Origin of the sequence: Halomonas sp. SIMBA_159 (genome assembly GCF_046536035.1) — a bacterium.
GTDB classification, from domain to species: domain Bacteria; phylum Pseudomonadota; class Gammaproteobacteria; order Pseudomonadales; family Halomonadaceae; genus Vreelandella; species Vreelandella venusta_A.
The window spans coordinates 71,262-96,260 of sequence record NZ_JAWJBT010000005.1; the positions used below are offsets into that span (position 1 = coordinate 71,262).

Below are 24,999 nucleotides of genomic sequence, written 5' to 3' on the forward strand. Positions count from 1 at the left end.
AAGGAGAGCAGCGATGCACGGCGACTCGGCAGCCCTCAAGGTACTGCAGGAGGTCTTTGGCTACGACTACTTTCGAGGCCCGCAGCAGGCCATCATTGAGCATGTGATGGCCGGAGGCGATGCGCTGGTGCTGATGCCCACCGGCGGCGGTAAATCGCTGTGCTATCAGATCCCTGCGCTGCTACGTGAAGGCACCGCGATTGTGGTCTCGCCGCTCATCGCGTTGATGCAAGATCAGGTGGCCGCGCTGATTCAGAACGGGGTGCGCGCCGCCTACCTCAACTCCAGCCTCGATATGCATGAGGCGATGGACGTGGAAAACCGCCTGCGCGCGGGCGAGCTGGATCTTCTCTACGTCGCGCCCGAGCGGCTGGCAACGGCACGCATGCAGATGCTGCTGGAGCAGACCCACATTGCGCTGTTCGCCATCGATGAAGCCCACTGCGTTTCCCAGTGGGGGCACGATTTCCGCCCCGAGTATCGCCAGCTTTCTCACTTGCACCAGCGCTTTCCTGACGTGCCGCGCATCGCGCTCACCGCCACCGCAGACGTACCTACGCGGCACGACATCATGGAGCATCTGCAGCTTCAGGAAGCCGCGCTCTACAACAACGGCTTCGACCGACCCAACATTCGCTACCATATCGCTGAAAATCAGGGCAATGCCAAAGAGCAGCTGCTGGGCTTTATCCGTGAGCATCACGACGGTGAGGCGGGCATCGTCTACTGTCTTTCACGGCGCAAGGTGGAGGAGACCGCCGCTTGGCTGGCACGCCAGGGGCTCACCGCGCTGCCCTACCACGCTGGGCTGCCCGCCGAGCAGCGCCAGCAGCACCAAACCCGCTTTCTGCGCGAAGACGGCGTGGTGATCGTCGCCACCATCGCTTTCGGCATGGGCATCGACAAACCCGACGTGCGCTTTGTGGCGCACCTCAACCTGCCCAAAAGCATCGAAGCCTACTATCAGGAAACCGGCCGCGCCGGACGCGACGGGCTGCCCGCCGATGCCTGGATGGCCTACGGGCTTCAGGACGTGATCACTCTGCGCCAGATGCAGCAGGATTCCGGTGCCGCCGACCAGCAAAAGCGCATCGAACAGCAGAAGCTCGACGCCATGCTGGGGCTCTGCGAGATCATTAGCTGCCGCCGTCAGGCGCTGCTCCACTACTTCGGCGATTCATTAGACGAACCCTGCGGCAACTGCGATAACTGCCTCACCCCGCCTGACACCTGGGAGGCCACGGTGGCTGCGCAGAAGGCGCTGTCGTGTGTCTACCGCACCGAACAGCGCTTCGGCGTGACGTATCTGGTGGATGTACTGCTGGGCAAGCGCAACAAACGTATCAGCCGCTTCGGTCATGACAGTTTGAGTACGTTCGGCATTGGCAAAGAGCTCACCGCCAGCGAGTGGAAAGCGCTGTTTCGCCAGCTGATCGCCAGCGGCTATTTGAGCGTGGATATGGAGGGCCATGGCGGCATCAAGCTCACCGCCAACGCCAAGCCCATACTGCGCGGCGAGCAGAGTCTCACCCTGCGCAAACCCAGCAAGCCCGCGCGGCGCAGCAGTAAGGGCGCCTCCGCTGCCAAGGGCCACGGTGCGCTGTGGGAAGCGCTGCGCCAGCATCGCAAGGCGCTTGCCGACGCCCAGGGCGTACCCGCCTACGTCATTTTCAACGACGCCACCCTGGCCGAGCTGGTAGAGCAAAAGCCGCAAACGCTGCAGGCGCTGGGCACCATCTCGGGCATCGGCGCACGCAAGCTGGAGGATTATGGCGAAGGCTTTCTGGCGGTGGTTCTGGCGCATCCTGATGAGCCTGCCGCTAGCGCCCCTGTGGGCAGCAGCGCTCTTGAATCTGCCGCGCTACTGCGCCAAGGGCTAACGCCGGAACAGGTCGCCGAGCAGCGCGGGCTGGCCGCCAATACCGTGTACCGCCATTTAAGCGATGCCATTCAAGGCGGCGAGCTGGCACTGGAAGAGGTGGTCAACCTGGACCCAGCGACCCTGGCGCAGATTCGCGCGGCTTTTGAGCAGTTTCCCGGCCAGGGGTTGAAAGTGGTGTTTGAAGCGCTGGAAGGCCGTATTGATTACCCGGTTCTACACTGCGTGCGGGCCTCCATGGCTGCTAAGAGTTAGCGCCATCCCCGCAGATGCTCGCCCCGTGCAATCGCCGCTGAGTCGAATACGCCGGTATCCAGAATCCAGGCGGTAACCAGCTTGGCGGGCGTCACGTCGAAGGCTGGGTTCCACACCGGTGCATCGCTCGGTGCCCACACCACCTCGCCAAACGCGCCTGCGGCTCCGCGCACTTCCGCGCCATCGCGCTGCTCGATGGGGATTGCCGCGCCGGTCGCGCAGGCGGGGTCGACCGTGGTGTAGGGGGCGACCACGTAGAACGGCACCTGATGGTAGTGCGCCGCCACCGCCAGCATGTAGGTGCCCACTTTGTTAGCAAAGTCGCCGTTGGCGCAGATACGGTCCGCGCCGACCATCACTTTATCCACCTTGCCCGCCGCCATTAAGCTGGCCGCCATGCTGTCGGTGATTAGCTGGTAAGGAATGCCTAAATCGGCCATTTCCCACGCGGTTAAACGCCCACCCTGGAGCAGCGGACGGGTTTCATCGACATAGACATGCAGGTCGATGCCGCGCTGTTTGGCGATGGCCAACGCGCCAATCGCGGTGCCCACACCGGCCGTGGCCAGCGCACCGGTGTTGCAGTGGGTCAGCACGCGGTCGCCGGATGCCAGCAGGTCGGCACCCCGCTCGGCCATGCGTTGGCACAGCGCGCGGTCCTCTTCAAACAGCGCTTTGGCTCGTTCGGCCAGGGCGTCAGCGCCCTGGGCAAAACAGGCTTCCATGGCGTCCAGGCAGTACATCAGGTTCACTGCCGTGGGGCGCGTCGCCCGCAAGCGGTCGCTGACGGCTTGCCACTCGGATTCGGGATGGCGAGCGGCGTACTGGGCCAGCACGAAAGCAGCGCTCAAACCAATCAGCGGCGCGCCGCGAATGGCGAGGTGTTTAACCGCGTGCTGCCATGCGTCAGGGGAGTCGCAGCGCACCCACTCTTCGGCCTGGGGTAGCCGGGTTTGGTCCAGATACTCAAGCGAGTCGGCATACACCCGTAAACTGCGTGACTGTAAATTGACCATGAGGGGCTCCTTGATAATGGGGCAAGCAGAACAGCGGCACGGCTTATCAGGCGCGAAGCTTATCATATAGAATGGCCGCCACTAGACGAGGCGATGCTGACCCGATGAACACCTTACACACCGAACTGCTGGACGCCATCTCCTGGGCGGCGCAGCAAGGCTGGACGCCCGCCACCGGCGGCAACTTTTCTGCGCGTACCGAGGCGGGCTATTTAGTCACCGCCTCCGGGCGGGATAAAACCCGTATCCAGGCGGATGACCTGCTGCTGTGTGACCTGGAAGGCCGCGTGCTGGAAGGCAACGGCAAACCCAGCGCTGAAAGTGACCTACACGCCGCGCTGTACCGGCTAGACCCAAGCATCCACTGCGTGCTGCACACCCATACCGTCGCCAGCACCGTGCTATCGCGGCGCTTTCCCAAAGGCATTGAGCTAAGCGGCTTTGAGATGCAAAAAGCGTTGGCGGGTAACGTGACGCATGATGCGACGATTCTTTTGCCGGTGGTGCCTAACTCCCAGGATATGGAGGAGTTAGCCAAGCACGTTCGCCAGGGCTGGCCGATGCCCTGGGGCTTTTTGGTCGCGGGCCACGGTATTTACGCCGTGGGCAACAGTATCGCCAGTTGCCGCCGCCACCTGGAAGCAATCGAATTTTTACTTGACTGTGTACTGGAAGAGAGCCGGTGGACCCAATGAGCAACCCGACCGTTCGCGCCATCGTGACCGATATCGAAGGTACCACCACCGATATCAATTTCGTTCACAAAGTGCTGTTCCCCTATGCCTACGCCAAGCTGCCTGACTTTCTGCGCGAAAACGCAGAAGCACCCGCGGTGGCCGAGCAGATCGACTCCGTGCGCCATAACATGCAGGACGCCGACGCCACGCTGGAAGCGGTCATTGCTACGCTGTTGCATTGGATCGACACCGACCAGAAAGTGACTCCACTCAAAGCCCTGCAGGGCATGGTGTGGGCCGACGGTTACCAGCGCGGCGACTTCACCGGCCATTTATACGCGGATGTGGCCCCGGCGCTGCGCCAGTGGCAGGCCGCAGGCGTGGCGCTGTATGTGTACTCGTCAGGCTCGGTGCAGGCGCAGAAACTGCTGTTTGGCTACAGCGATGAGGGTAATTTGACCCCGCTGTTCAGCGGCTACTTCGACACGCACATTGGCCATAAGCGCGAGGCCATGGCCTATCAGCGCATTGTCGAGGCGCTCGATCTACCTGCAGAGTCGATACTGTTCCTGTCGGATGTGGTCGAAGAGCTGGATGCGGCCAAGCAGGCGGGTATGCAAACCTTACAGCTCGTGCGCGAAGGTACTCAGGCGGGCACTGCACACGCCTGTGTCGAAAGCTTTGCTGACATTGCCCTTTAACGGCTACGTTCACCCCTTATCTCTTAGGAGCGTCTTTATGTCCCAACTGAAAGTCTTTGCCGATCAACATCCTAATGATGCGCTGCTGGACACCACGGACGGCGAACAAATTGCCGCTGAGCTGAACCGGGTAGGCGTTCTATTTGAGCGCTGGGCAGCGCCGGGCGAGATTGCCGATGATGCCACCCAGGAGGAGATTCTGGCGCTCTATCAGGAGGACATCGACCGCGTCAAAGCCAAGGGCGGCTACCAAACCGTCGACGTGCTGCACATGGTGCCCACCCACCCAGACAAAGAGGCGATGCGTCAGAAGTTCTTGAACGAGCACCGCCACCATGAAGACGAAGTGCGCTTTTTCGTGAAGGGCCAGGGGCTGTTCTGCCTGCACATCGACGAAAAGGTGTATCAGGTGCTCTGCACCCGCAACGACCTGATCAGCGTGCCTGCCAATACCCCGCACTGGTTCGATATGGGCCCAGAACCGGAATTCACCGCGCTGCGCTTCTTCGACAACGTAGAAGGCTGGGTGCCCCACTGGACCGAAAGCGACATCGCCGGGAAATTTGATCGTTTGGATCAGCTTTAACGTGTGAGTCGTCAATCGCAAGTAGTGAATAGTAGGAGGCCGCGTTAGCGCTTGTACACTAACGCGGCCTCTTTTGTGTGCGCTTACAACACCGCTTTCTGGTTAAACGTTTTGGCCAGCTCTACCAGCGCATTGAGATCGCAGTAAGCTTGCGGCTCCATGATCAGCGCTTGGCCCATCAGCACGTTGCGTGCTTCCAGCTTGGCGCGCAGGGCGGTGTCTTCGATCTCTTCGAAGTCGGCATTGTGGGCCAGCGACAGCACGCGGCGGTGCATTTCGATGCCGCAGTAGGCCAGCGCATCTTCACGGATCTCTTCCAGCAGCGCGTCGCAGGCGTCGTCGGCGCTGTTGCCCTGCTCTTCAAACAACGCTCTGGGGAACAGAATGCCGGTGCGCTCGGTTTGCCAGAGGTGGCGAAACTCCTCATCGAAACGGGTAAAGCAATCGGTGATCACTTCTAAAATCCACGCTTGATAGGCGTCCAGGTCACCTCCTTGGCGGTGGGCGGGCTGGCTAAAGTAGGCCATGAAGAAGTTGGCTACCGCCATGCCCAAGTCGAACGCCATCGGGCCGTATTGAGAAAATTCGGGGTCGATGACGCGCACGCTGGTGTCGGTGGCCATGATGGAGCCGGAGTGCAGGTCGCCGTGCAGCATGGTCTCGGTGTTTGCGGTGAACTTCATCAGCAGCCGCTGCACCTTGGCTTTCAGGCGGGCGTTGCGGCGCAGCTCGTCCACCACGGGCGATAGCTCGGGCGTGTGACGGTTCATCTCCGCGCCGTAGTAGGGGTCGGTAAACACCAAGGATTCGGTGATCGCCGGAATCGCCACGTTGCCGGAGAACAACCCGACATCAGCTTTCTTATCCGGGCTTGCCATGGAGAGCTCAGAGCCGCGAAACGCCGTGCGTGCGCAAAACTCACCCAGAGTAGCGCCCAGCTCCGCCACGCGTTCGCCGCTGATCAGCTTGCGCCGCAGAATCACATGGGGGTGCAGGTACTCCATCACGATCAATGCCTGGGGCTTATCGAAGTAGTACACCTCGGGGGCCACGCCGGGCGCCCGAGTGGCTTGACGCACTAAGGCGTAATACTCGAAGTGAGCGCGATAAAGCGGCAGCGGCCAGCTCTCGCCTACCATGCGCACATAGGGCAGCGCCTGCTTGACCACCACGCTGCCAATGCTGCCCGTCACGATAAACACCAAGTTGAGGTTGCCATCGCCCACTTCACGGATTTGCCACTCGGCGGGGTTGCCGCCCACGCGGCTGGCGACGGCCTCCACACCGCCTAGCCGCTGGCTAAGGGTATCCACTCCCAACGCTTGATAGCTCTGCTCGTCTGTCACCGATGATTCCTCACACAAAATGGATGTGTGTTTGTCATACCCAGTAATGGTTGTCAAATTCACTTCCACCTCTGGCCACGTAAAGCCTCATAACGAGGAGAATGTTAAACAATGCAACGCCTATGGATAACTCTTGTAGCAGATTTATAGTAATACCTGACCAAACCAATCAGGTACTCCATCATGAAAAACAACGGCTCAGTGACCCAGGTGGAACACCCTCTGCGCGAAGATGATGTGCTGATTTCTAAAACCGACAACAGCAGCTACATCGCCTACGCGAACCATCGCTTTGTCGAGATCAGCGGCTTCGAGTATGAAGAACTGGTGGGCTCACCCCACAATATGGTGCGCCACCCAGACATGCCCGCGCCCGTGTTTGCCGATATGTGGAACGACCTAAAAGCGGGCCAGTACTGGAGCGGATTGGTCAAAAACCGGCGGAAAAACGGCGACCATTACTGGGTGCGGGCTAACGTGGTGCCGATTCGGGAAAATAACCAAGTGACCGGATTTGTATCGATCCGCGTCAAACCCTCCCAGGCAGAAGTCGAGAACGCCGAGCATATCTACCGCGATATCCGTGAAAACCAAGGGCGCTTTACGGTCAAACATGGCGAAGTCATGGCCCGTAACCCGCTAAAGCGGTTGTTCAGCGCGTCTTGGTGGGCACCCCGGCTCGCCAACGTATCCGGCGTGCTATTCACCTTGGCCGCCACTGGCGTGCTCATGCAGGCCAGCGCCTGGTGGCTGGGCAGCCAGGTCACAAGCGGTGTGCTCGCCCCGCTGCTCGCGATGATCCTTGCCACGGGCTTGCTGCTCAGCGCTTACCAGTGGCGTCAGGCGCGTCGGCTTCGTCGATTCCTACACAAAGCCAACGACTTCGCACTGCAAATCGCCGCCGGTGACTTGAATGCGCAGGTGCCAACCGTGGGCAATGCTGCCATGGATAACACACTGGCAACCATGAACTTCATGCGCCGCTCGCTGGACGCGCTGATTGGCGACCTTGATCAGCGCATCGCGCAAGTCATGCCCTCGGTGGAAGAGCTTTCCCGCCATAACCAAGCTATGGGCAACCGAGTCGACCAGCAAGCGTCTGCCGTGCAGCAAACCGCGGCCAGCGCGGAGCAAATCGCCTCTACCGTGCGCCAAAGTTCAGATAACGCCCAGCTTGCCAGCCAAGCCTCGGTGGGTAACGTCAGCGAAGTCGATAACGCAGTGGCGATTATGCGTGAACTAGCCGATGCCATGGAGGGCATCACCGCCACCTCTCAAGACATGGCGAGCATTGTCAAAACGATCGATAACATTGCCTTCCAAACCAACATCTTGGCGCTGAATGCTTCCGTAGAAGCGGCCCGAGCCGGTGAGCATGGTCGAGGCTTTGCGGTGGTCGCTGAAGAGGTGCGCCGCTTGGCACGCCAATCCGCTGAGGCCGCCCATCAAGTGCAAACGTTGATCGAAACCGGCCGCCAGCGCATTGAAGCCGGGCAGCATAAAGCCGGCTCGGCAGGAGATGCCATGGGTCGCATTCGCCAAGCCAGCCATAACGTCAACGACTTGATGGAGGAGATTCGTGCGGCCGCTCGGGAGCAGAGCGAGGGCATCGCGCAGATCAGTCAGGCCATTTCGCAAATCGACCGAGGCACCCAAGAGAGCGCAGCCAGCATGGATGCTTACCTGAACGCCGTCGACGTACTCTCGCACGAAGTCGGTCACCTGGCCCACAGCGCGCATGCCTTTATGCCGGTCACAAATGCGATGGCTCCCACGCCCGCGCTTCCTCAACCCAGCAACAACGTTTACCGACTCCCCGTAGCTGAAAAAGCGCGCACCTTCCCCCGAGCGAAAGCGGTGTAACCCTACGCAGCGGGTGGCTTTTGCCACCCCCTGCGATCCATCTCAAGCGCCATCCCAGTAGGGAACGTCGCCAATCGTGCTCTCTAAATAGGCCATAAAAACGGATACCTTCGACGAGCGCAGGCGGTTTTCAGGATAAATAGCGTAGATGTTGTCCAGATAGCCATCCTCAGAGGCTTCCCATTGCGTCAGTAACGGTACCAACGTTTGCTGGCGCAGTGGCTCAAAGAGTAGCCACGAGGGAAACATCACCACGCCCTGCCCCGCCATCGCTGCTTCCACTAGGCTTTCAGCATTATTAGCGACCAAATTCCCCGACAAAGCGTAACGCACCGCCCGTGGTGCGTGGCGTTCCTGGAAGTACCATAGCTGCGTTCCCTTGCTGCCTTTATACAGCAGGCAATTATGCTGGCTGAGTTCCTCTGGCGAAGCGGGTGAGCCGTGTGTTGCCAGATAATCCGGCGACGCGCAGACGATAAAACGCTGCCGGGCGATGCCGCGGGCCACCAAGCTCGAATCCGCCAGCGCCCCCACGCGAATCACCACGTCGGCCCCCTCTTGCACCGGGTCGATAAAGCGATCCTCCAGCGTTAAGTCCACCTGAATATTTGGGAACTGCTGCTGAAACCGCGCCAAGTGCGGCGCGATATGGCGCCGCCCAAACGCCACGGGCGCGTTGATGCGCAGCACACCTTGGGGATGCTGCGCGCCGCCCATCACCTGCTCGGTGGCTAGCTCTAATCGCGCCAGCGCATCGCGCACTTCGTGGAAATAGCGCTCGCCTGCCTCGGTGAGTTTCACTGCCCGCGTATGGCGATAGAGCAATCGCTGGCCCAGCGCCCGCTCCAGGCTAGCTATATGCCGCGACGAAGAAGAGGTCGGCAGCCCGTAGTAACGCGCCGCTTCCGAAAAGCTGCCGCTGGCGGCCACGCGCACAAACAGGCGCAGCGCTAGGAGTCGAACCGAGTTGTCCAAAGTGCAATAGTCCTTTGCCTTTTTAGCGCATTGTAGCAATAAGGCTTCCTCTTTAGAGTGCTGCCTCTTCATAAGAGGGGAGCAACACATGCAACACGCACTGATTCTGCTAGGCGTACTGATCGCCGGTATGGGGCTATCCGTTGAAGCGGGGCTGTTGGGGCCGCTTGGCGAGCAGGTGGGTCACCTTTCCGCCACGCTCTCCATTTTTATGGTCGGGGCGCTGCTGCTATCACTGGCGCTGCTGTTTTCGCCCAAGCGCAAGTTGGGCGCGCTATTCAAACAGCCGCGCTGGCTGTTAACCGGCGGCGTGTTAGGGCCGATGTACGTCATTATTTTAACGTTGGCCACCCCGCTGGTAGGCGTCGGCATGACCATGGTCGGCATTTTGTGCGGCCAGGTAGCGGCCAGCTTAGCCATTGACCATTTTGGCTGGCTCGGCAGCGAACGTCGCCAGGTGGATGGCTACCGTTTAGGGGCTCTTGCCATGATTCTTGCCGCGCTTTGGTTGATGTAACAGGAGAGACACTATGCTTTTACCCATCGTATTTGCCCTACTGCTAGCAGGCGGCGCGGTCTTGGCCGCTCAATCATCGATCAATGGCCGCTTAGGTGCGCATACCGGCGTACTGGAAAGCGCTTGGCTGACCTTTGCCGTGGGTGCCGTGCTGACCTTTTTACTGGTGCTGTTTTTTGAGCCGTCCCACGACGCGACTCTGTTTAGCGTGCCCAAGTGGCAGCTGACTGGTGCGCTGTTTGGCGTGGTATATATGCTGGCGATTGTGTTTGCAGTGCCCCGTGTTGGTACGGCGGCAGCGACGGTCTCGGTGATTTCCGGCCAGCTGTTGATGAGCTTATTAATTGATCACTTTGGCTGGCTCAATAACGCCGAACGTGCGTTGGATGGTTCACGCTACGTGGCGATGGCGCTCTTGCTGTTGGCTATTGTATTGATCTACCTAAGCCATCGCCGCTCAGCGCATCCAGCGAATTGATCATCGCCACCCGGTTACGCCCTTGGCGCTTGGCCTCGTAAAGCGCCTGATCGGCGGCTCTAAACAGCTGAGGGGCGTTAACCCCCGGCTTAGGTCGAAGAACAGCCACGCCCGCACTGATGGTGACGCAGGCCAGTTCCGTGCCTCCATGGTGCGGCAGTTGTAGCGTTTCCACCGCTTGTCTCAGTTGCTCAGCATGTGCCAGCACTGCCTCATGCGACTGCCCTATACTCAGCACCACAAACTCTTCACCGCCAAAACGCGCCACCACACAAGCGTTGCTAGCATTGGCCTGCAGGGTGGCCGCTACCTGCTTTAAGCAGTGATCGCCCTGCAAATGGCCGTAGTGGTCGTTATAGGCTTTAAAGCAGTCAATATCGATGACCATCAGGCCAATGGTGACGCGCTCTTCCACGGCCTGCTGCCAATAGTGGTTAAACAGGGTATCGAACTGGCGGCGGTTGGCTAACTCTGTGAGCGGGTCGGTCAACGACAGTTTGGATAGCTCCGCGTTACTGCGCAGCGCATGCCCGGCTCGATGGGTCTCTCCCAACAACAGCAGGTAGGCTTTGCGCTCGCTCGCTTCCAACCGATAGTTGGCGATCAGAGTAAAGATCGCTTTGGCAACTATGGTAAAAATCGCCAGCCGCTTGACCTCAATGGGCATCGGTTCGTAGCCCACAACGAAGTACACCATGATGGCTACGCTGATCAGCGATGAAGCCAACGCATATGGAAAGCGCAACGAATATAGAACATTACCTACAACTAATATAAGCCCAAACGAAAAGATATCTAGATAGGAGTAAGGCGACTTCGATGAGATAAAAATCAAGCAAGAAGCCAGCATAGCAACTACCACGGTGCTCGCCATCAGCAACTCGCGCTTATTACCCGCCACTCCGCTATAAACAGCCCACAAAATGGGTAACCCAAACGGAACAACCACCAACCCTCTGAGCACGACAGAGAGCCAAAACTCATTAGGCCGAAAGCTATAGTCATTAATAAGAAATAGGCTGTAAATCAGCGCAGCGACCAGCCCTGCCACCACCATGTTACGATTTCGCTGGGGTTTTATATCGGCTTCAAAGCGCGCTTCTAAAACCTCCGAAAAACGCAGATGCCATCTGGGGTGGGCTAACTCATGCTCAATGGTGCTGGTTAAAGAGTCATTGGTCATTCATACCTCACGGAGTAACAACGCCTCTCAACCAAGCGGCGAAGGCAACGTGACTTGATAAAGCCCGTTAATCGTTAAACAAGCACCAAGGCTCGCTCTGCTGCTTTAGTTAATCTACTTTGTTGGGCACTTACAACCGTCTAGAAACACCATTTCAAAATGGTGTCCATAGTTTGCATTTGTTCACAAAGGAGCCGACATGACCCGCCATACTACCGCGCACGGGAACGATCTGACCTTCATCATGGGGCGTGAGGAACTGGTGATTCACCGCCGTTACGAAGTACTCAGTATTCTCAACGATTTTATGCTGGGGCTGTGGTTTGCCATTGGCAGCGTCTGCTTCTTTTTTGATGGTACTGTCAAAACCATCGGCGTCTGGCTATTTGTGATTGGCAGCCTGCAACTGCTGATGCGCCCAGCTATCCGCCTGCACCGCTACATCTATTTCAAGCGGCTGCCAGATGAGCAGCACGATGCCTAACCTCCGCTCATAAAGCGCACGCCCTGGGCAGCTAACGGGCTTCTTAAACGATCGGGCAGCGGGCTGTCGGTAATTACCGCGTGATAATCCGCCAGCGAACCGGCGGCGCAGCGCAGCGGTAGGTCGAACTTGGTCTTATCCAGCACTAGAACTCGGTACGCCGCGTGGGCCAGCAGCGCCTCGCGGGCCATGACTTCGTCGTCGTTATAGTCGTAGAGCTGGCCGTGGCTATCCATACCGCCCACAGAGACAATGCCGACATCCACTCGATAACGCTGAAAAAAACGCCAGGCGTCGCCACCAATCACATCCTGATCACGGCGGCGTACGCGGCCTCCGGCCACCACCAGCTCACACTCCAGCGCGCATAACTTGATCAACGCATGCAGGTTATTGGTCATAATCTGCAGCCCCTGCTTGTCCCGCAGCGCGTCGGCTAGCTGCTCTACCGTCGTACCCGTCCCCAAAAAGAGCGACTGGTGATTGGAAATCAACGCCGCCGCCTGCCGTGCAATATGCCGTTTGCCTTCCTGATTGACGATTTGGCGCTGGTCGTAGCCCACATTCTCTTGATCGGGAAAGGGCATCACCTCGCCGTGGCGGCGCAGAATCATTCCCTGCTCAGCCAAGACGCGAATATCCCCCCGCAGGGTTTGCACGGAGACGCCAAAGTGATGGGCAAGCGCCGCCAGCGTTTGCCGCCCCTCTTCCCGCACGCGCGCCAACACGGCACGCCGCCTTTCTGTCACGTTCATGCTGTACCTACCTTTCTTTTTATCGTACTTGCTGGAAAAACGAAAAAAAATTTCCCGCCAGCGAAATCTAACCGACATCAAACGAAAGCGTAGTGTCACGATGTTGTAAGCCGATGACAGTAGTGTGGTGGCTGTTCACCTACTGGAGGTTTTCCCGATGTTGAAGCGCTCGTTGTGTTCCGCCGTGACTCTCGCAAGCATTGCCCTCTCCACGTCGTTGCTCGCTGATGACAAGCTGGTGCTCTACACCAGCCAACCCAATAGCGATGCCCAGCAAACGGTCGATGCGTTCCAAGCCGCCTACCCGGAGATTGAAGTGGAGTGGGTACGCGATGGCACCACCCGCCTGATGACACGCTTGCGTTCAGAGCTGGCTGCCGGTGTCAGCAACCCTGATGTGCTGCTGATTGCCGATAGCATGACCATGACCTCGCTGAAACAAGAGGGCCATCTGCAGCCCTACCTCAGCCCTGAGCGCGATGCCTACGACGAAGCGCTTTACGACCCAGAAGGCTACTTCTACGGCACCAAGCTCATCACCACCGGTATCGTTTACAACACCGGCGCCGAGCAGCAGCCCCAACGTTGGGAAGACCTGACCGGCCCTGAGTACGAAGGCCTCATCACCATGCCTAGCCCGCTGTACTCCGGCGCGGCGCTGATTCATATGGCAGCCATCGGTGAAAACCAGGCATTAGGGCTTGACTACTACGAGGCACTACAGGCCAACCGCACGGAAGCACAGGGCGGTAACGGCGGCGTGTTCAATGCGGTGGCCGCGGGCACCAAGCCCTACGGCATCGTGGTGGATTTTCTGCCCATCCGCGAAGCTGCGAAAGGCTCGCCCGTGGCGTTTGTGTTCCCTGAAGAGGGCGTGAGCGCCGTCACCGAGCCCGTGGCCATCATGCAAGAGGCTGAGAACCTAGACGCCGCTCAGAAATTTGTCGACTTTGTACTCTCCCAGCCGGGGCAAGAATTGGTGAGCCAGCAGGGCTACCTGCCTGCTCACCCGGATGTGACGCCGCCAGAAGGCTTCCCTGAGCGCAGCACGATCAACCTCATGCCGGTGGATATCGAGCAGGCGCTCGAACAGGAAGAGACGCTCAAGCAGCGCTTTAGCGATCTGTTCGGCGGCTAACCATGACCCCTTCGCTCAACCTTGGCAGCCAGCATCGCTGGCTGCTTAGCCTGATCACCCTGCTCATCGTACTGCTCAGCCTCGCGCCCAGTGTGCGGCTGCTCATCGAGGCACTGAGCGACCTTGGCCAGGGTAGCCAAGCGCCGCTGTGGAAGGTGCTCAACGCTGCCAGCACGTGGCGTGCGCTGTGGCACAGTGTGTATACCTCGGGCCTCGGTATGCTGATTGCGCTGGTGCTGGGTAGCCTATTCGCGTTTGTGATCACATTGACGGACATGCGCGGCAAAGCGTGGCTGGTGTTCTGCTTTATGCTGCCCATGATGATCCCGCCCCAGGTCACCGCCCTGAGCTGGCTACAGCTGTTTGGCCCCGCCAGCCCCTTGTTAAAAAGCATCGGCATGGCCCCGCCACTAGGCAGCCCGCAGCCGCTCTACTCCGCAGAGGGTATTGCGCTACTGCTGGGCATCCAGAGTGCGCCGCTGGTGTTTTTGGCGCTACGCACGTCCCTGCTGTCCCTACCCCGTGAATTGATTGAAGCCGCGCGCATCAGCGGCGCGCGCCAAACTCAGGTATGGGGCCATATTATTCTACCCATCACCCGCCACGGCCTGATTGCAGGGGCCGCCATGGCGTTTATCTCCAGCCTGGGTAACTTTGGTATTCCCGCGATGCTGGGCATTCCCGCCGGTTATTACGTGCTGCCCACGCTGATTTACCAGCGCATGGCCAGCTTTGGCACCGGCGTACTGGCAGAGATGGCGGCGCTTTCTCTGTTGATCGGCATCCTGGCGCTGGCAGGCGTGGCCTTGCAGCAGTATTGGATGAACCGCAGCCGCTTTGGGTTAGGCGGCCATAGCGGCCGCGCCCACGATTTTTCGCTAGGCCGCTATCGCCCCCTCGTGACGGCTTTGCTGGTCGGCGTACTGTTGGTGATCCTGGTCGCGCCGCTAGCCGCGCTGGTGGTGAGCTCTTTAGTGCCTGCCATGGGCGTGCCATTGAGCGTTGAGTCCATTACACTCAATGCCTATCACGAAGTGATTGGCCGTCAAGGAGCCACCTGGCGTGCGGTGCGTAACAGTCTTTGGCTGGCGGGCGGTGCCGCGCTGGTACTGATGCTATGCAGCCTACCGCTCGCTTACCGTTTACAGCGCCTTCCACCGCGCCTGCAGCAGCTCACCCTTAGCGCCATTGAGCTGCCGTACGCGCTGCCCGGCGTGGTACTGGCAATTGCCTGTATTTTACTGTTTGTCCGCCCGTTACCGCTCATCAACCTAGCGCTTTACGGCACGCTCGGATTGATCTTTGTGGCCTATCTGGCGCGCTTTTTGGTGGTCTGCCTGAAACCGTTGAGCGCCAGCTTGGCCCAGCTAGATCCCTCCCTGGAAGAAGCCGCTCAGCTGGCGGGCGCAGGCCCCTGGCGTCGGCTCATTACCATTCTTTTACCGCTGATTGCGCCCTCGCTGTTTGCCGGTGGGCTGCTGGTATTTTTGCTAGCAGTGAATGAACTGACCGTCTCCGCGCTGCTCTGGAGCGCCGGCAATGAAACCCTGGGCGTACTGATTTTCAACCTAGACGAGGGCGGTGAGAGCGTGCTGGCATCGGCAGTCTCCGTGCTGGTGGTGATCATGGTCGCCTCGCTGATGCTATCGCTCAGCCTGCTGGCCCCGCGTCTACCTAAAGGAGTCGTGCCGTGGCAGGGCTAGCTATTCATCGTGTGACCAAGCAGTTTGGCGATCACCGGGCGGTTGATGATCTGTCACTGGAGATTGCCCCCGGCGAGTTTGTGGCCCTACTCGGTCCCAGCGGCTGCGGCAAAACCACCATGCTGCGGATGCTGGCGGGGTTTGAGCAGATCAGCAGCGGCACCCTCACGCTCAACGGCACGCTACTCGCCAGCGACCAGCACCATGTGCCCCCTGAACAGCGCAACATGGCCATGGTGTTTCAGTCGTACGCCCTCTGGCCGCACATGAGCGTGGCCGACAACGTGGGCTACCCGCTGAAACTGCGCCGCGTTCAGGGCAGCGAGTATCAGCGCCGGGTCGCCCACGCGCTGGAGCAGGTGGCGCTTACCCCCTACGCCCAGCGCGCTCCACAGGAACTCAGCGGTGGCCAGCGCCAGCGGGTGGCGCTGGCGCGCTGCCTAGTCACCGATCCAGACGTGGTACTGCTCGATGAGCCGCTCGCCAACCTAGACCGCAACCTGCGCGCCTCTATGGAGCACAGCTTTGTCGACTTCCACCGCCGCACCCAAGCCACCATGGTGTACGTGACCCATGATCAAAGCGAAGCCATGGCAATGGCGGACCGCATTGCGGTGATGCGTGACGGCGCGTTGGTACAGTGGGCGACGCCTGAAACGCTCTACCGAGAGCCACGTAGCGAATGGGTGGCTAGATTTATCGGCCAAGGTAGCCAGCTAAAGGTCGCAGGCGGCGCACCGGGCCAGCGACTAAGTGAATCAGCGCTGATGCAAGGCTTGGCCGCGCCGCTCACGGCGCGCACTCAGCCCGTTTTGGTACGTCCTGAACATATCCGTATTGAGGCAGACTCCCCTGCACAACCGTCCGCGCACTCGCCTAACTCTCACGACTTAACCGGACGTGTGGAGCGGCTCACCTTTCGCGGTGAACGCTATGAGCTACACCTGCGCTTATCCACGGGAGAAGCGCTGCTGGCCTATCATCACACCGCGCTCAACGAGGGCCAGCACGTCGCGGTGCGCTTGCTGGAAGGCTGGTGCTTGGAGCCTGACCAATGAGCGCCACGATTCAGATCCTCAGCGGGCTGGGCGGCAAAGGGCCGGCAGCTATCGTAGTGGAAGCGCAAGGCAAACGCCTGCTGCTGGATGCCGGAGGCGCACTGCACCCCGGCGAGCCGATTACCTGGGCACGCGGGCTGGACGTAGACGCCGTATTGATCAGCCATGACCACGTGGACCACATTGGCGGTGTCGCGGAACTGCCTGCGCAGATACCGCTTTACTGCACGCCGTTAGTCGCCAAGGCGCTGCCCCCACAACGGGCGTGGCAGCCACTGCCCTATCGGGGTCGTATTAACGTCGAAGGGATTGCAGTGACCACCGGGCAAGCGGGCCACTCGCTAGGCGGCGTCTGGCTGCATCTCGACGTTGCAGGCGGTATTTTCTACAGCGGCGATGCCTGTTTTGAGTCGCGCCTGTTTCCGTTGGATACGCCCCCACCCGCACACACGGCGCTGCTGGATGCCTCCTACGGCCGCTACGACCAGCCCCAAGCGCAGTGCATCCACGCCATTGGCAAAGCGTTAGACCACCCTCTGGTGCTGCCGGTACCGGAAACGGGGCGCGCCCTGGAAATGGCGCTATGGCTGATGGAAGAGGCGGATCAACGCCACCTTCCCTTGGCGATTGACCCGATCATTCGCGATAACCTGACCGCCCTACTCGCGCTGCCCAATGACCTTCGCCGTGAAGGGTTAAACGAGGCTATCCAGGCGGTTTTAAAACGCCCCAATGCCCGCCACCCGGCGCTTTGGCTGGTTAGCGATCGTGGTGATAACCCTGCCGATTGGCCGCATCACCGCCTGCTCCACACCGGCTATTTAACCCCACAGCGTCGCAAACAGCTCGCCGCTGGCGAGGTTCTTTGGCAGCGTTGGAACGTGCATTTACGCGCCTCGCACTTGGTGGCCCTGGCCAACCAGCTCCAGGCGGCCCAAGTGGCACCGCTATTTACTTCGCTCCATGCCGATGCTGAGGTCGCTTGGCGTGATTTGCTGGGCAAACGGTTCATCACGCAGCCTTCGCTAAACGCCCCGTCAGCGGCGCGCCCGCTCTCTTCACTTCTGTTAACACATTAGGAAACATGTTTATGAACGCAGTCATTGTTGATGTCGACGGCACGCTAGCCGAGTTTCACCCTGCCGATGTCTACGAGTGGGTACTTGGCCCCGCTAAACAGTGGGACCCTTTCTTTGCTCACATGGCGAACGCGCCGGTGATTGAGCCCGTCGCCCGGCTGGTCAAGCTGCTCAAAGCCCAAGGCCAGCACATCGTCATCTGCAGCGGCCGCCCAGACAGCCACCGAGAGCACACCCACGCATGGCTCACCCGCCATGACATTCCTTTCGACGCCATGTACTTACGCCCGGAAGGCGATGACCATGTGGATGACGAAGAGGTGAAATCAGCGCTACTGAACCAAATGCACAGCGACGGCTTCGCACCCTGGCTCGTGCTGGATGACCGCGATGCCGTCGTCGCTCAGTGGCGCGCACTCGGGCTGACCTGCCTACAGTGCGCACCAGGGGATTTTTAACACTACTGGCCGCTAGCCCGTGCGCTCCATCGGCGCTTCCATGCGGCGCACGCTGGAAACGAAGTCGCTAAAGCGCTCGCCTTGAATCAACACGTGGTCGCAAAGCGCCTGTTGGGCCTGGGCAGCGTCGCCTTGCTCGATGGCGTCGACGATCGTTTGGTGCTCATGGAGCGAGTTGTGCATGCGCTGGCGGACCTGCAGTTGCAAGCGGCGGTAAGGCTTTAAGCGCTGCTTGAGTTGGCGGGCTTCGCTGGCTAAAAACGTGTTGTGGCTGGCGGTGTAGATACAGTCATGGAAGGCTTCGTTCTCGTAGTAGTACTCATCGGTGTCGCCCGCCAGGGCGGCGGCTTCGCAGCGCTTGTGTGCGGCCTTGAGCGCCGCCAGCTCTGGCTCGCTGATACGCCGCGCGGCCAAGCGGCCACACATGCCTTCAAGCTCTGCCATCACTTCAAACATTTCGATTAGCTGATCGATACCCACCTTTGCAACGAACGTGCCTTTCTTCGGCGAGACCGTGACCAGCCCGCTGGCCACCAATTGTTGAAACGCCTCACGCACTGGGGTGCGCGACACATTGAACTCTTGGCCAAGGGCTTCCGGGTCTAGCCGCTCGCCGGGGGCGCGCCGCCCGTTGATGATGTCATCCTCTAAAGAATCCCTTAGCCGCTGTGCGTTGGAACGCTTCGTATCCGCCATGACTGACCTCCTTCGGTAACGCCGCAGGCTATGACATAAATATGGCATAAATTTGACATTAGCATACATAACCGCTATTGAAATATATATCAGATCGCCTGATAAACACACAACGCTAATCCAAACACACAACAACAACTGTTGGAGACGCCACATGAAACGCTTCTTACTGCCCACCGCTGCGGCCCTGGGCCTCGCTATTGCAGCCTCCCACGCCAATGCGGACACCGTCCTACGCGCTTCGCACCAGTTCCCCGGGGGCCAGGGCGATATTCGCGATGAAATGGTGCAGATGATGGCACGCCATGTCGCCGATGCGGATGTCGGTTTAACCATCGAAGTCTACCCAGGCCAGTCGCTATTCAAAGCGCGCGAACAGTGGGGCGCCATCGCCCGCGGCCGCCTGGACATCACCTCGCTGCCGTTGGATTACGCTAGTGGCCGCCACCCGGAATTTTCGGCCACGCTGATGCCGGGCTTGGTGCGTAACCAGGCCCACGCCCAGCGGCTGAACGACTCCTAATACATGACGATGATCAAAGACGTCATCTTGGAAGGCGGGGCGCGGGTATTATCCGATGCGTGGCTCTCCGGTGGCTTTGCCTCTAGCGAGCAGTGCATCACTTCTCCGGAAACGGTGGCGGGTCAAAACATCCGCGCCGCTGGCCCTGCATTTGAAGAGATGCTGGAAGCGGCCGGGGCGTCGATCTCCTCCATGCCCTCCTCCGAGGTGTATACCGCCATGCAAACCGGCGTGCTGGAAGCCGCCAACACCTCCTCTATGTCGTTCATCTCCTTCCGCCTTTACGAACAGGTGGAGTGCTTGACGGAACCCGGCGATTACGCCCTCTGGTTTATGTACGAGCCCATCCTGATCTCTGAGCAGGTGTGGCAAGGCTTGACCGAGGAGCAGCAAGCCGCGCTCATGGAGGCCGGTGAGGCCGCCGAGGTCTATTTCGCGGAAGAAGCGGCTGCCATCGACCAGCAGATGGTCGACGTGTACGAGGAGAACGGCGTCGAGGTGGTCAGTATGAGCGAGGATGACTACAACGCCTGGCTTGAGATTGCCCGCGAAACCTCCTACAAAAACTTTGCCGATAACGTTCCCAACGGTCAGGCCATTATCGACGCAGCGCTTGCCGTCGAGTAAGGCGCGCCCCCATTGACCGTGTTGGCCACTCGCTGAGTGGCCACGTTTGTCCGCTGCTTGCTGAGCTTGACGAGGGAACTATGGCAACTTCAACCACTCACCCCCCTGCCGTACGCAGCGGGGTTATTGGCGGCTATATCCGCTTGATGGATACGCTGTCGCGCGCGTCGGCTTACCTCGCCTGCGCCATGTTTGTGGCAGGCGTTCTGGTGATCTGCCAAATGGTCTTTATCCGCTACGCCTTGGGCATGAGCACAAGCTGGCAGACCGAATTCACGATTTTCTCCGTGACCGGGGCCATGCTGATGGGCAGCCCCTACGTACTGATGACCGGTGGCCATGTGGCGATCACCATCGTGCCAGATGCCCTCGGTGGCTTGGCCAAAAAAGCCATGTATTTGGTGGCATCGCTGTTTGGCCTGCTCTTTTGCGCGGCGTTGGCCTACGCCTCTTGGGTGTATGTCTTTGAAGCGCTGCACGGCGAATGGACCACTGGCTCGGTGTGGAACCCGCCGCTATGGCCCGCCATTCTGCCCATGGCCGTGGGGGCCACGCTGCTCTCGCTGCAATACGTGGCTGAAATTATGCGCGGGGAGGGCTAATCATGGATCCCATTACGCTTGGCATTATCGTGGCCATTGGCTTAATCGTGCTGATGGCGATTGGTACCCCGATTGCGTTCGCACTCGGCGGTGTTTCACTGCTGGCGCTGCTGTACGACCGGGGCCTGCCGGAACTTACCTACTTTGGCGAAAAATTTTTTGATCGCATCGCAGAGTTTGGCTTTGTGGCCATCCCGATGTTCATTTTGATGGGCGCGGCGGTGGCCTCCTCACCTACCGGGCGCGATCTTTACCGCTCGCTAGACCTGTGGATGGGCCGCCTGCCCGGCGGCCTGGCAGTCTCTAATATCGGTGCCTGCTCTATTTTCGCTGCGCTCTCGGGTTCCTCCCCGGCCACTTGCGCCGCCATCGGCAAAATGGGCATTCCTGAAATGCGCACCCGTGGCTACCCGGATGGCGTGGCGGCGGGCTGTATCGCGGCGGGCGGCACGCTGGGGATTTTGATTCCCCCCTCGGTCACCATGATTATCTACGGCATCTCGACCGAAACCTCGATTGGACGATTGTTTATTGCCGGGGTGGTGCCGGGCTTTATGCTCGCGGGCCTGTTTATGATCTGGACCATGATCGCCTGCAAGATGGCCGGGGGTTACAACAACCCGCTGGCGGCCTCTGCTGAAAAGCTGAAGGAGAACATCAAGCAGAACGTCGATAGCAACATGAAGGCGCTGGTGCGGGTGCTGCCCTTCTTGGGTGTGGTCGCGGGTATTCTATTTGCGCTTTACGGCGGCGTGGCGACCCCGTCGGAAGCCGCAGGCGTGGGGGCGTTTCTCTGCTTGGCGCTGGCGATTGTGATTTACCGCATGTGGCAGCTTGGCCCCATCAAGCTGATCATGCGCGACTCGCTGCGGGAAAGCGTGATGATCATGCTAGTGATCGCCACCGCCGAGGTGTTCGCTTACGCGCTCTCGTCGATGTTCATCACCCAAACCGTGGCCGCTGCCATTGCCGATTTAGAAGTGAATCGCTGGGTGCTGATGGGCATTATCAACCTGTTCTTGTTGGTCGCGGGGTTCTTTCTGCCCCCCGTGGCGGTCATCGTGATGACCGCGCCGATTCTGCTGCCGATCATTTTGGCGGCGGACTTCGACCCCTACTGGTTCGCGGTCATTCTCACCATCAACTTGGAAATTGGCCTGATCACGCCGCCGGTGGGGCTTAACCTGTTCATCATCAAAGGCATCGCCCCCGATATCTCGCTGCGGGATATTCTGATGGGCAGCCTGCCCTATGCGCTGTGTATGGTGCTGGGCATTCTGCTGCTCTGCCTGTTTCCGGGGATTGCGCTATGGCTACCGAACCTGATCATGGGTTAAAGGGGGACGCATCATGAACATGACCTTTCTCCAAGAGATGTTTAACAGCATCACCCAGCGGGACGCGCTGTTACGGCGCAAGCACCCGGAAACGCTGACACCCGACCATAATCAGTTGGTCAAGGCCTGCCAAGCGCTGCTGGCCAGTGACGGCGAAGCCTCCAGCATTGCGCTGGCCAGCCGCGCACTGGCGATTTACCAGCGGCTGTCGGAAGGGGAAAAACGCCAGTTTTTTCAGCGCCTAGCCGACGACTTTGCCGCTGAGCCCCAGCAGATCGATAGCGCCTACCAGGCCTATCAACAGGCCCGCGACAACCACACGCTGCAGGCGCTGTTTGAAGCCTGTGAGCCGCGTCGCCAGGAGCTGTTTAGGCGCTTGAACCTCGCCACCGACGGTACTTACGACCTCGTCAAAATGCGTGAAGATCTGCTGCAGCTGCTGCGCGAGGAGCCTAACTTAGCGCCCATCGATGATGATTTTGCGCACCTGTTTGGCTCCTGGTTTAACCGCGGCTTTTTGATGCTCAAGCGGATCGACTGGAACACGCCTGCTTCCATTCTAGAAAAAATCATCCGCTATGAAGCGGTGCATGAAATTCAGGACTGGAACGACCTGCGGCGGCGCTTGGATGCCCGAGACCGCCGCTGCTTCGCGTTTTTTCACCCCGCGATTGGCGACGAACCGCTCATTTTCGTGGAAGTCGCGCTGCACAAAGGGCTACCCAGCCGCATTCAACCCATTTTGGCAGGCGTTGAGGATGGCTTGGCAGACCCCGATGATGCCGATACCGCGGCCTTCTTCGGTATCAGCAACTGCCAAACCGGACTGCGCGGCATTTCATTTGGCAACTTTTTGATCAAGCAGGTGGTGCAGGAACTCAGCCAGGAGCTGCCCCAGCTCAAGCACTTCGTCACCCTCTCGCCGGTGCCCGGTTTTGCCCAGTGGCTGGAAGAGCAGCAGCAAAATACCCAGTGGCCCGACACGATTCGCGAAGCGCTGGACGCACTAGCGACGCCAAACTGGCAGCAGGACAAAGTCCGCGAAGAGCGGCTCAAAACTGCCATTCGCCCGCTCGCTGCCCACTACCTGGTCGATCAGAAAAGCCGCCATGGCCTGCCGCTGAACCCGGTGGCCCGCTTCCACTTGGGCAACGGTGCCGAGCTGCATCGCATCAACTGGCTGGGCGATGTGTCTGCCAAAGGGATGAAGCAAGCGGCAGGGCTGATGGTGAACTACCTCTACGTGCTCGATGATATCGAGCGCAATCACGAAAACTATACCGCAAAGGCCACCGTTGCCTGTTCAAGCGAGGTGCGCGACCTGGCTCGCCGCGCCCGCAAGCTGGCCAAGGGAGAGACCACCAAATGAACCACAACTTATTTGATACCTTTGCCGCGCGCATGCGCGAGCGTGGCAACGCCCCCTTTATTACCACCCGTGAGGGCCGCCACTACAGTTACCAAGACGCGCTGAATGAAAGTGCCCAGTTGGCCGGTGCGCTAACCTCGCTAGGCGTTAGCGTTGGTGATCGCGTGGCGGTGCAGGTGGATAAAAGCCCGGAAGCCATTTTGCTCTACCTTGCCTGCCTGCGTATCGGCGGCGTCTATTTACCGCTCAATACCGGCTACACAGGCGATGAGATCCGCTATTTTTTGAAAGACGCCGAGCCCGCGCTGTTCGTGTGCAGGCCTTCTGATATCGACACCGCCCGCGCCATTGCCAGCGATACCGGCTGCCCGGCGGTCGAAACCTTAGGCACCGATGCCGATGGCAGCCTGATGGAGAAAGCGCAGCAAAGTGACCCCAGAAACGACATCGTCACGCTGGGCGAGCGAGATTTAGCGGCGATTCTATACACCTCGGGCACGACAGGCCGCTCAAAAGGCGCGATGCTGACCCATCGCAACCTCGCCTCTAACGCGGAAACGCTGGTCTCGTCTTGGCACTTTAGCGCTGAAGATCGGCTGATCCACGCGCTGCCTATTTTTCATACCCACGGGCTGTTCGTGGCGTGCAACGTCACGCTGATGGCAGGCGCCAGCATGTGTTTTCTGCCTAAATTCGATGCCGATGTGATTTTCGATGAGCTGCCCAACGGCAGCGTGATGATGGGCGTACCGACGTTCTATACCCGCCTGGTTCAAGACCCGCGCCTCACCCCCGAGGTCACCGCCCATATGCGGCTGTTCGTCTCGGGCTCGGCACCGCTCACCGCAGAAACCCACGAAGCCTTCGAGGCCAAAACCGGCCACGCCATTCTTGAGCGCTATGGCATGACCGAAACCAATATGAACATCTCCAATCCCTACACCGGCGCACGCCGAGCGGGCACCGTGGGTATGCCGCTGCCGGGCGTCGAGATGCGCATTACCAGCCGGGACACCGGTGAAGAAGTGCCGCAGGGCGAGATTGGTATGCTGCAAATTCGCGGCCCGAACGTGTTCATTGGTTACTGGCGCATGCCGGAAAAGACCCGTGAAGAGCTGCTGGAAGATGGTTTTTTCATTACCGGCGATCTCGCCATGGTCGATGAGCAAGGCTACGTGCATATCGTCGGTCGGGATAAAGATCTGGTGATTTCCGGCGGGTATAACGTCTACCCCAAAGAGGTGGAGCAGGTGATCGATGAGCTGCCGCAGGTGGCGGAATCTGCCGTGATTGGCCTGCCCCACCCAGACTTCGGCGAAGGCGTCACCGCCGTGGTGGTGCCCCAGCCAGGGGAGCAGGTGGATGAAGCCGCCATTCTGAATCATTTAGCGCGGCGGCTGGCTAAATACAAGCAGCCGAAGCGGGTCTTTTTTGTCGACTCACTGCCGCGCAACACCATGGGCAAAGTGCAAAAGAACGAGCTGCGCAAACGCTTCGACACCACCTACCACGCCGCTTAGCCGATTCGTTAAAAACACCCCACCAAAAACAGCCACGCCCCGCAAAGCGGGGCGTGGCTGTTTTTTCTCAAATGCTGCTTTTAAACGCTGGCGTGATTAGGCTCTGCCGGAAAAGTCGGCGAGCGAAGACCAGACAAGGCAAAAGTCGGCGAAAAGACGGAGTTTACATGTTGT

Annotated in this window: 23 protein-coding genes and 1 pseudogene; 18 read left to right on the forward strand and 6 right to left on the reverse strand. The window is 59.5% G+C overall.

The features are described from left to right. Positions 1–13 precede the first annotated feature (13 nt). A complete protein-coding gene (gene recQ, locus R0J87_RS04615) occupies positions 14–2,134 on the forward strand; it encodes a DNA helicase RecQ (RefSeq protein ID WP_498884626.1) in 2,121 nt (706 codons plus the stop codon). On the opposite strand, the gene mtnA is transcribed toward recQ, so the two are convergent. After that, positions 2,131–3,150: an S-methyl-5-thioribose-1-phosphate isomerase gene (gene mtnA, locus R0J87_RS04620; protein WP_305947753.1), complete on the reverse strand. Its 1,020-nt coding sequence runs from the start codon at positions 3,148–3,150 to the stop codon at positions 2,131–2,133. The two genes, recQ and mtnA, sit on opposite strands and share 4 nt — an antisense overlap. Before the next feature lie 104 nt (positions 3,151–3,254). On the opposite strand from mtnA, the gene mtnB reads away from it, so the two are divergent. From mtnB to R0J87_RS04635, 3 genes are read left to right on the forward strand one after another with little or no spacing between them, the layout of a single operon-like run. Then, entirely contained in the window at positions 3,255–3,845 is a 591-nt protein-coding gene (mtnB, locus tag R0J87_RS04625) for a methylthioribulose 1-phosphate dehydratase (RefSeq protein ID WP_498884629.1), read from the forward strand. Next, positions 3,842–4,528, forward strand: a complete 687-nt coding sequence (gene mtnC / locus R0J87_RS04630) for an acireductone synthase (protein ID WP_498884631.1) — start codon at positions 3,842–3,844, stop codon at positions 4,526–4,528. The genes mtnB and mtnC overlap by 4 nt, the downstream gene beginning before the upstream one ends. A gap of 37 nt (positions 4,529–4,565) precedes the next feature. Beyond that, positions 4,566–5,114: a 1,2-dihydroxy-3-keto-5-methylthiopentene dioxygenase gene (locus R0J87_RS04635; RefSeq protein WP_498884633.1), complete on the forward strand. Its 549-nt coding sequence runs from the start codon at positions 4,566–4,568 to the stop codon at positions 5,112–5,114. 83 nt (positions 5,115–5,197) lie between these two features. Here R0J87_RS04635 and mtnK read toward each other — a convergent pair whose 3' ends face one another. Beyond that, positions 5,198–6,460 (reverse strand): S-methyl-5-thioribose kinase, encoded by a 1,263-nt coding sequence (gene mtnK / locus R0J87_RS04640; protein ID WP_498884635.1) that lies wholly within the window; start codon positions 6,458–6,460, stop codon positions 5,198–5,200. A gap of 183 nt (positions 6,461–6,643) precedes the next feature. Here mtnK and R0J87_RS04645 point away from each other — a divergent pair, with 183 nt between their 5' ends. Beyond that, positions 6,644–8,323, forward strand: a complete 1,680-nt coding sequence (locus R0J87_RS04645; RefSeq protein WP_498884637.1) for a methyl-accepting chemotaxis protein — start codon at positions 6,644–6,646, stop codon at positions 8,321–8,323. A gap of 42 nt (positions 8,324–8,365) precedes the next feature. Here the strand turns inward: R0J87_RS04645 and R0J87_RS04650 are convergent, their stop codons facing one another. Continuing rightward, complete coding sequence (locus R0J87_RS04650) at positions 8,366–9,298, reverse strand: LysR family transcriptional regulator (RefSeq protein WP_498884639.1); 933 nt, start codon at positions 9,296–9,298, stop codon at positions 8,366–8,368. 88 nt (positions 9,299–9,386) lie between these two features. Here R0J87_RS04650 and R0J87_RS04655 point away from each other — a divergent pair, with 88 nt between their 5' ends. Then, positions 9,387–9,815, forward strand: a complete 429-nt coding sequence (locus R0J87_RS04655; RefSeq protein ID WP_404464198.1) for a DMT family transporter — start codon at positions 9,387–9,389, stop codon at positions 9,813–9,815. A gap of 13 nt (positions 9,816–9,828) precedes the next feature. Beyond that, positions 9,829–10,293, forward strand: coding sequence for a DMT family transporter (locus R0J87_RS04660; RefSeq protein WP_404343809.1), 465 nt, complete (start codon positions 9,829–9,831; stop codon positions 10,291–10,293). On the opposite strand, the gene R0J87_RS04665 is transcribed toward R0J87_RS04660, so the two are convergent. After that, positions 10,241–11,476, reverse strand: coding sequence for a sensor domain-containing diguanylate cyclase (locus R0J87_RS04665; RefSeq protein ID WP_498884642.1), 1,236 nt, complete (start codon positions 11,474–11,476; stop codon positions 10,241–10,243). The genes R0J87_RS04660 and R0J87_RS04665 overlap by 53 nt on opposite strands. A 199-nt stretch (positions 11,477–11,675) precedes the next feature. On the opposite strand from R0J87_RS04665, the gene R0J87_RS04670 reads away from it, so the two are divergent. Next, a complete protein-coding gene (locus R0J87_RS04670; protein ID WP_498884645.1) occupies positions 11,676–11,960 on the forward strand; it encodes a YrhK family protein in 285 nt (94 codons plus the stop codon). On the opposite strand, the gene R0J87_RS04675 is transcribed toward R0J87_RS04670, so the two are convergent. Continuing rightward, entirely contained in the window at positions 11,957–12,715 is a 759-nt protein-coding gene (locus R0J87_RS04675) for a DeoR/GlpR family DNA-binding transcription regulator (RefSeq protein ID WP_498884647.1), read from the reverse strand. The genes R0J87_RS04670 and R0J87_RS04675 overlap by 4 nt on opposite strands. Positions 12,716–12,872: 157 nt before the next feature. On the opposite strand from R0J87_RS04675, the gene R0J87_RS04680 reads away from it, so the two are divergent. From R0J87_RS04680 to R0J87_RS04700, 5 genes are read left to right on the forward strand one after another with little or no spacing between them, the layout of a single operon-like run. Beyond that, the gene (locus R0J87_RS04680; RefSeq protein ID WP_498884649.1) at positions 12,873–13,853 is read left to right on the forward strand and encodes an ABC transporter substrate-binding protein; all 981 of its coding nucleotides are present in this window, start codon (positions 12,873–12,875) and stop codon (positions 13,851–13,853) included. A 2-nt stretch (positions 13,854–13,855) separates the two neighbouring features. After that, on the forward strand, positions 13,856–15,556 hold the full coding sequence (locus R0J87_RS04685; RefSeq protein ID WP_498884651.1) for an ABC transporter permease: 1,701 nt from the start codon (positions 13,856–13,858) through the stop codon (positions 15,554–15,556). Further along, positions 15,544–16,614, forward strand: a complete 1,071-nt coding sequence (locus tag R0J87_RS04690) for an ABC transporter ATP-binding protein (RefSeq protein ID WP_498884653.1) — start codon at positions 15,544–15,546, stop codon at positions 16,612–16,614. The genes R0J87_RS04685 and R0J87_RS04690 overlap by 13 nt, the downstream gene beginning before the upstream one ends. Further along, positions 16,611–17,693: an MBL fold metallo-hydrolase gene (locus tag R0J87_RS04695; protein ID WP_498884655.1), complete on the forward strand. Its 1,083-nt coding sequence runs from the start codon at positions 16,611–16,613 to the stop codon at positions 17,691–17,693. Before R0J87_RS04690 ends, R0J87_RS04695 begins: the two co-directional genes overlap by 4 nt. Positions 17,694–17,704: 11 nt before the next feature. Continuing rightward, complete coding sequence (locus R0J87_RS04700; protein ID WP_498884657.1) at positions 17,705–18,151, forward strand: phosphatase domain-containing protein; 447 nt, start codon at positions 17,705–17,707, stop codon at positions 18,149–18,151. A 12-nt stretch (positions 18,152–18,163) separates the two neighbouring features. On the opposite strand, the gene R0J87_RS04705 is transcribed toward R0J87_RS04700, so the two are convergent. Then, entirely contained in the window at positions 18,164–18,847 is a 684-nt protein-coding gene (locus tag R0J87_RS04705; RefSeq protein ID WP_305947738.1) for a GntR family transcriptional regulator, read from the reverse strand. 154 nt (positions 18,848–19,001) lie between these two features. On the opposite strand from R0J87_RS04705, the pseudogene dctP reads away from it, so the two are divergent. The 5 genes and pseudogenes from dctP (at position 19,002) to R0J87_RS04730 (ending at position 24,825) form a co-directional block, all read left to right on the forward strand. Continuing rightward, a pseudogene (gene dctP / locus R0J87_RS04710) lies at positions 19,002–19,997 on the forward strand (TRAP transporter substrate-binding protein DctP). A gap of 80 nt (positions 19,998–20,077) precedes the next feature. Further along, on the forward strand, positions 20,078–20,599 hold the full coding sequence (locus R0J87_RS04715) for a TRAP transporter small permease subunit (RefSeq protein WP_253018320.1): 522 nt from the start codon (positions 20,078–20,080) through the stop codon (positions 20,597–20,599). Positions 20,600–20,601: 2 nt separating this feature from the next. Further along, positions 20,602–21,936 carry a TRAP transporter large permease gene (locus R0J87_RS04720; RefSeq protein ID WP_498884660.1) on the forward strand — a complete coding sequence of 445 codons (1,335 nt, stop codon included), beginning with the start codon at positions 20,602–20,604 and terminating at the stop codon, positions 21,934–21,936. 13 nt (positions 21,937–21,949) lie between these two features. Continuing rightward, complete coding sequence (locus R0J87_RS04725; protein ID WP_498884662.1) at positions 21,950–23,305, forward strand: malonyl-CoA decarboxylase; 1,356 nt, start codon at positions 21,950–21,952, stop codon at positions 23,303–23,305. Further along, positions 23,302–24,825: a malonate--CoA ligase gene (locus R0J87_RS04730; RefSeq protein WP_498884663.1), complete on the forward strand. Its 1,524-nt coding sequence runs from the start codon at positions 23,302–23,304 to the stop codon at positions 24,823–24,825. The genes R0J87_RS04725 and R0J87_RS04730 overlap by 4 nt, the downstream gene beginning before the upstream one ends. Positions 24,826–24,999: the final 174 nt, after the last annotated feature.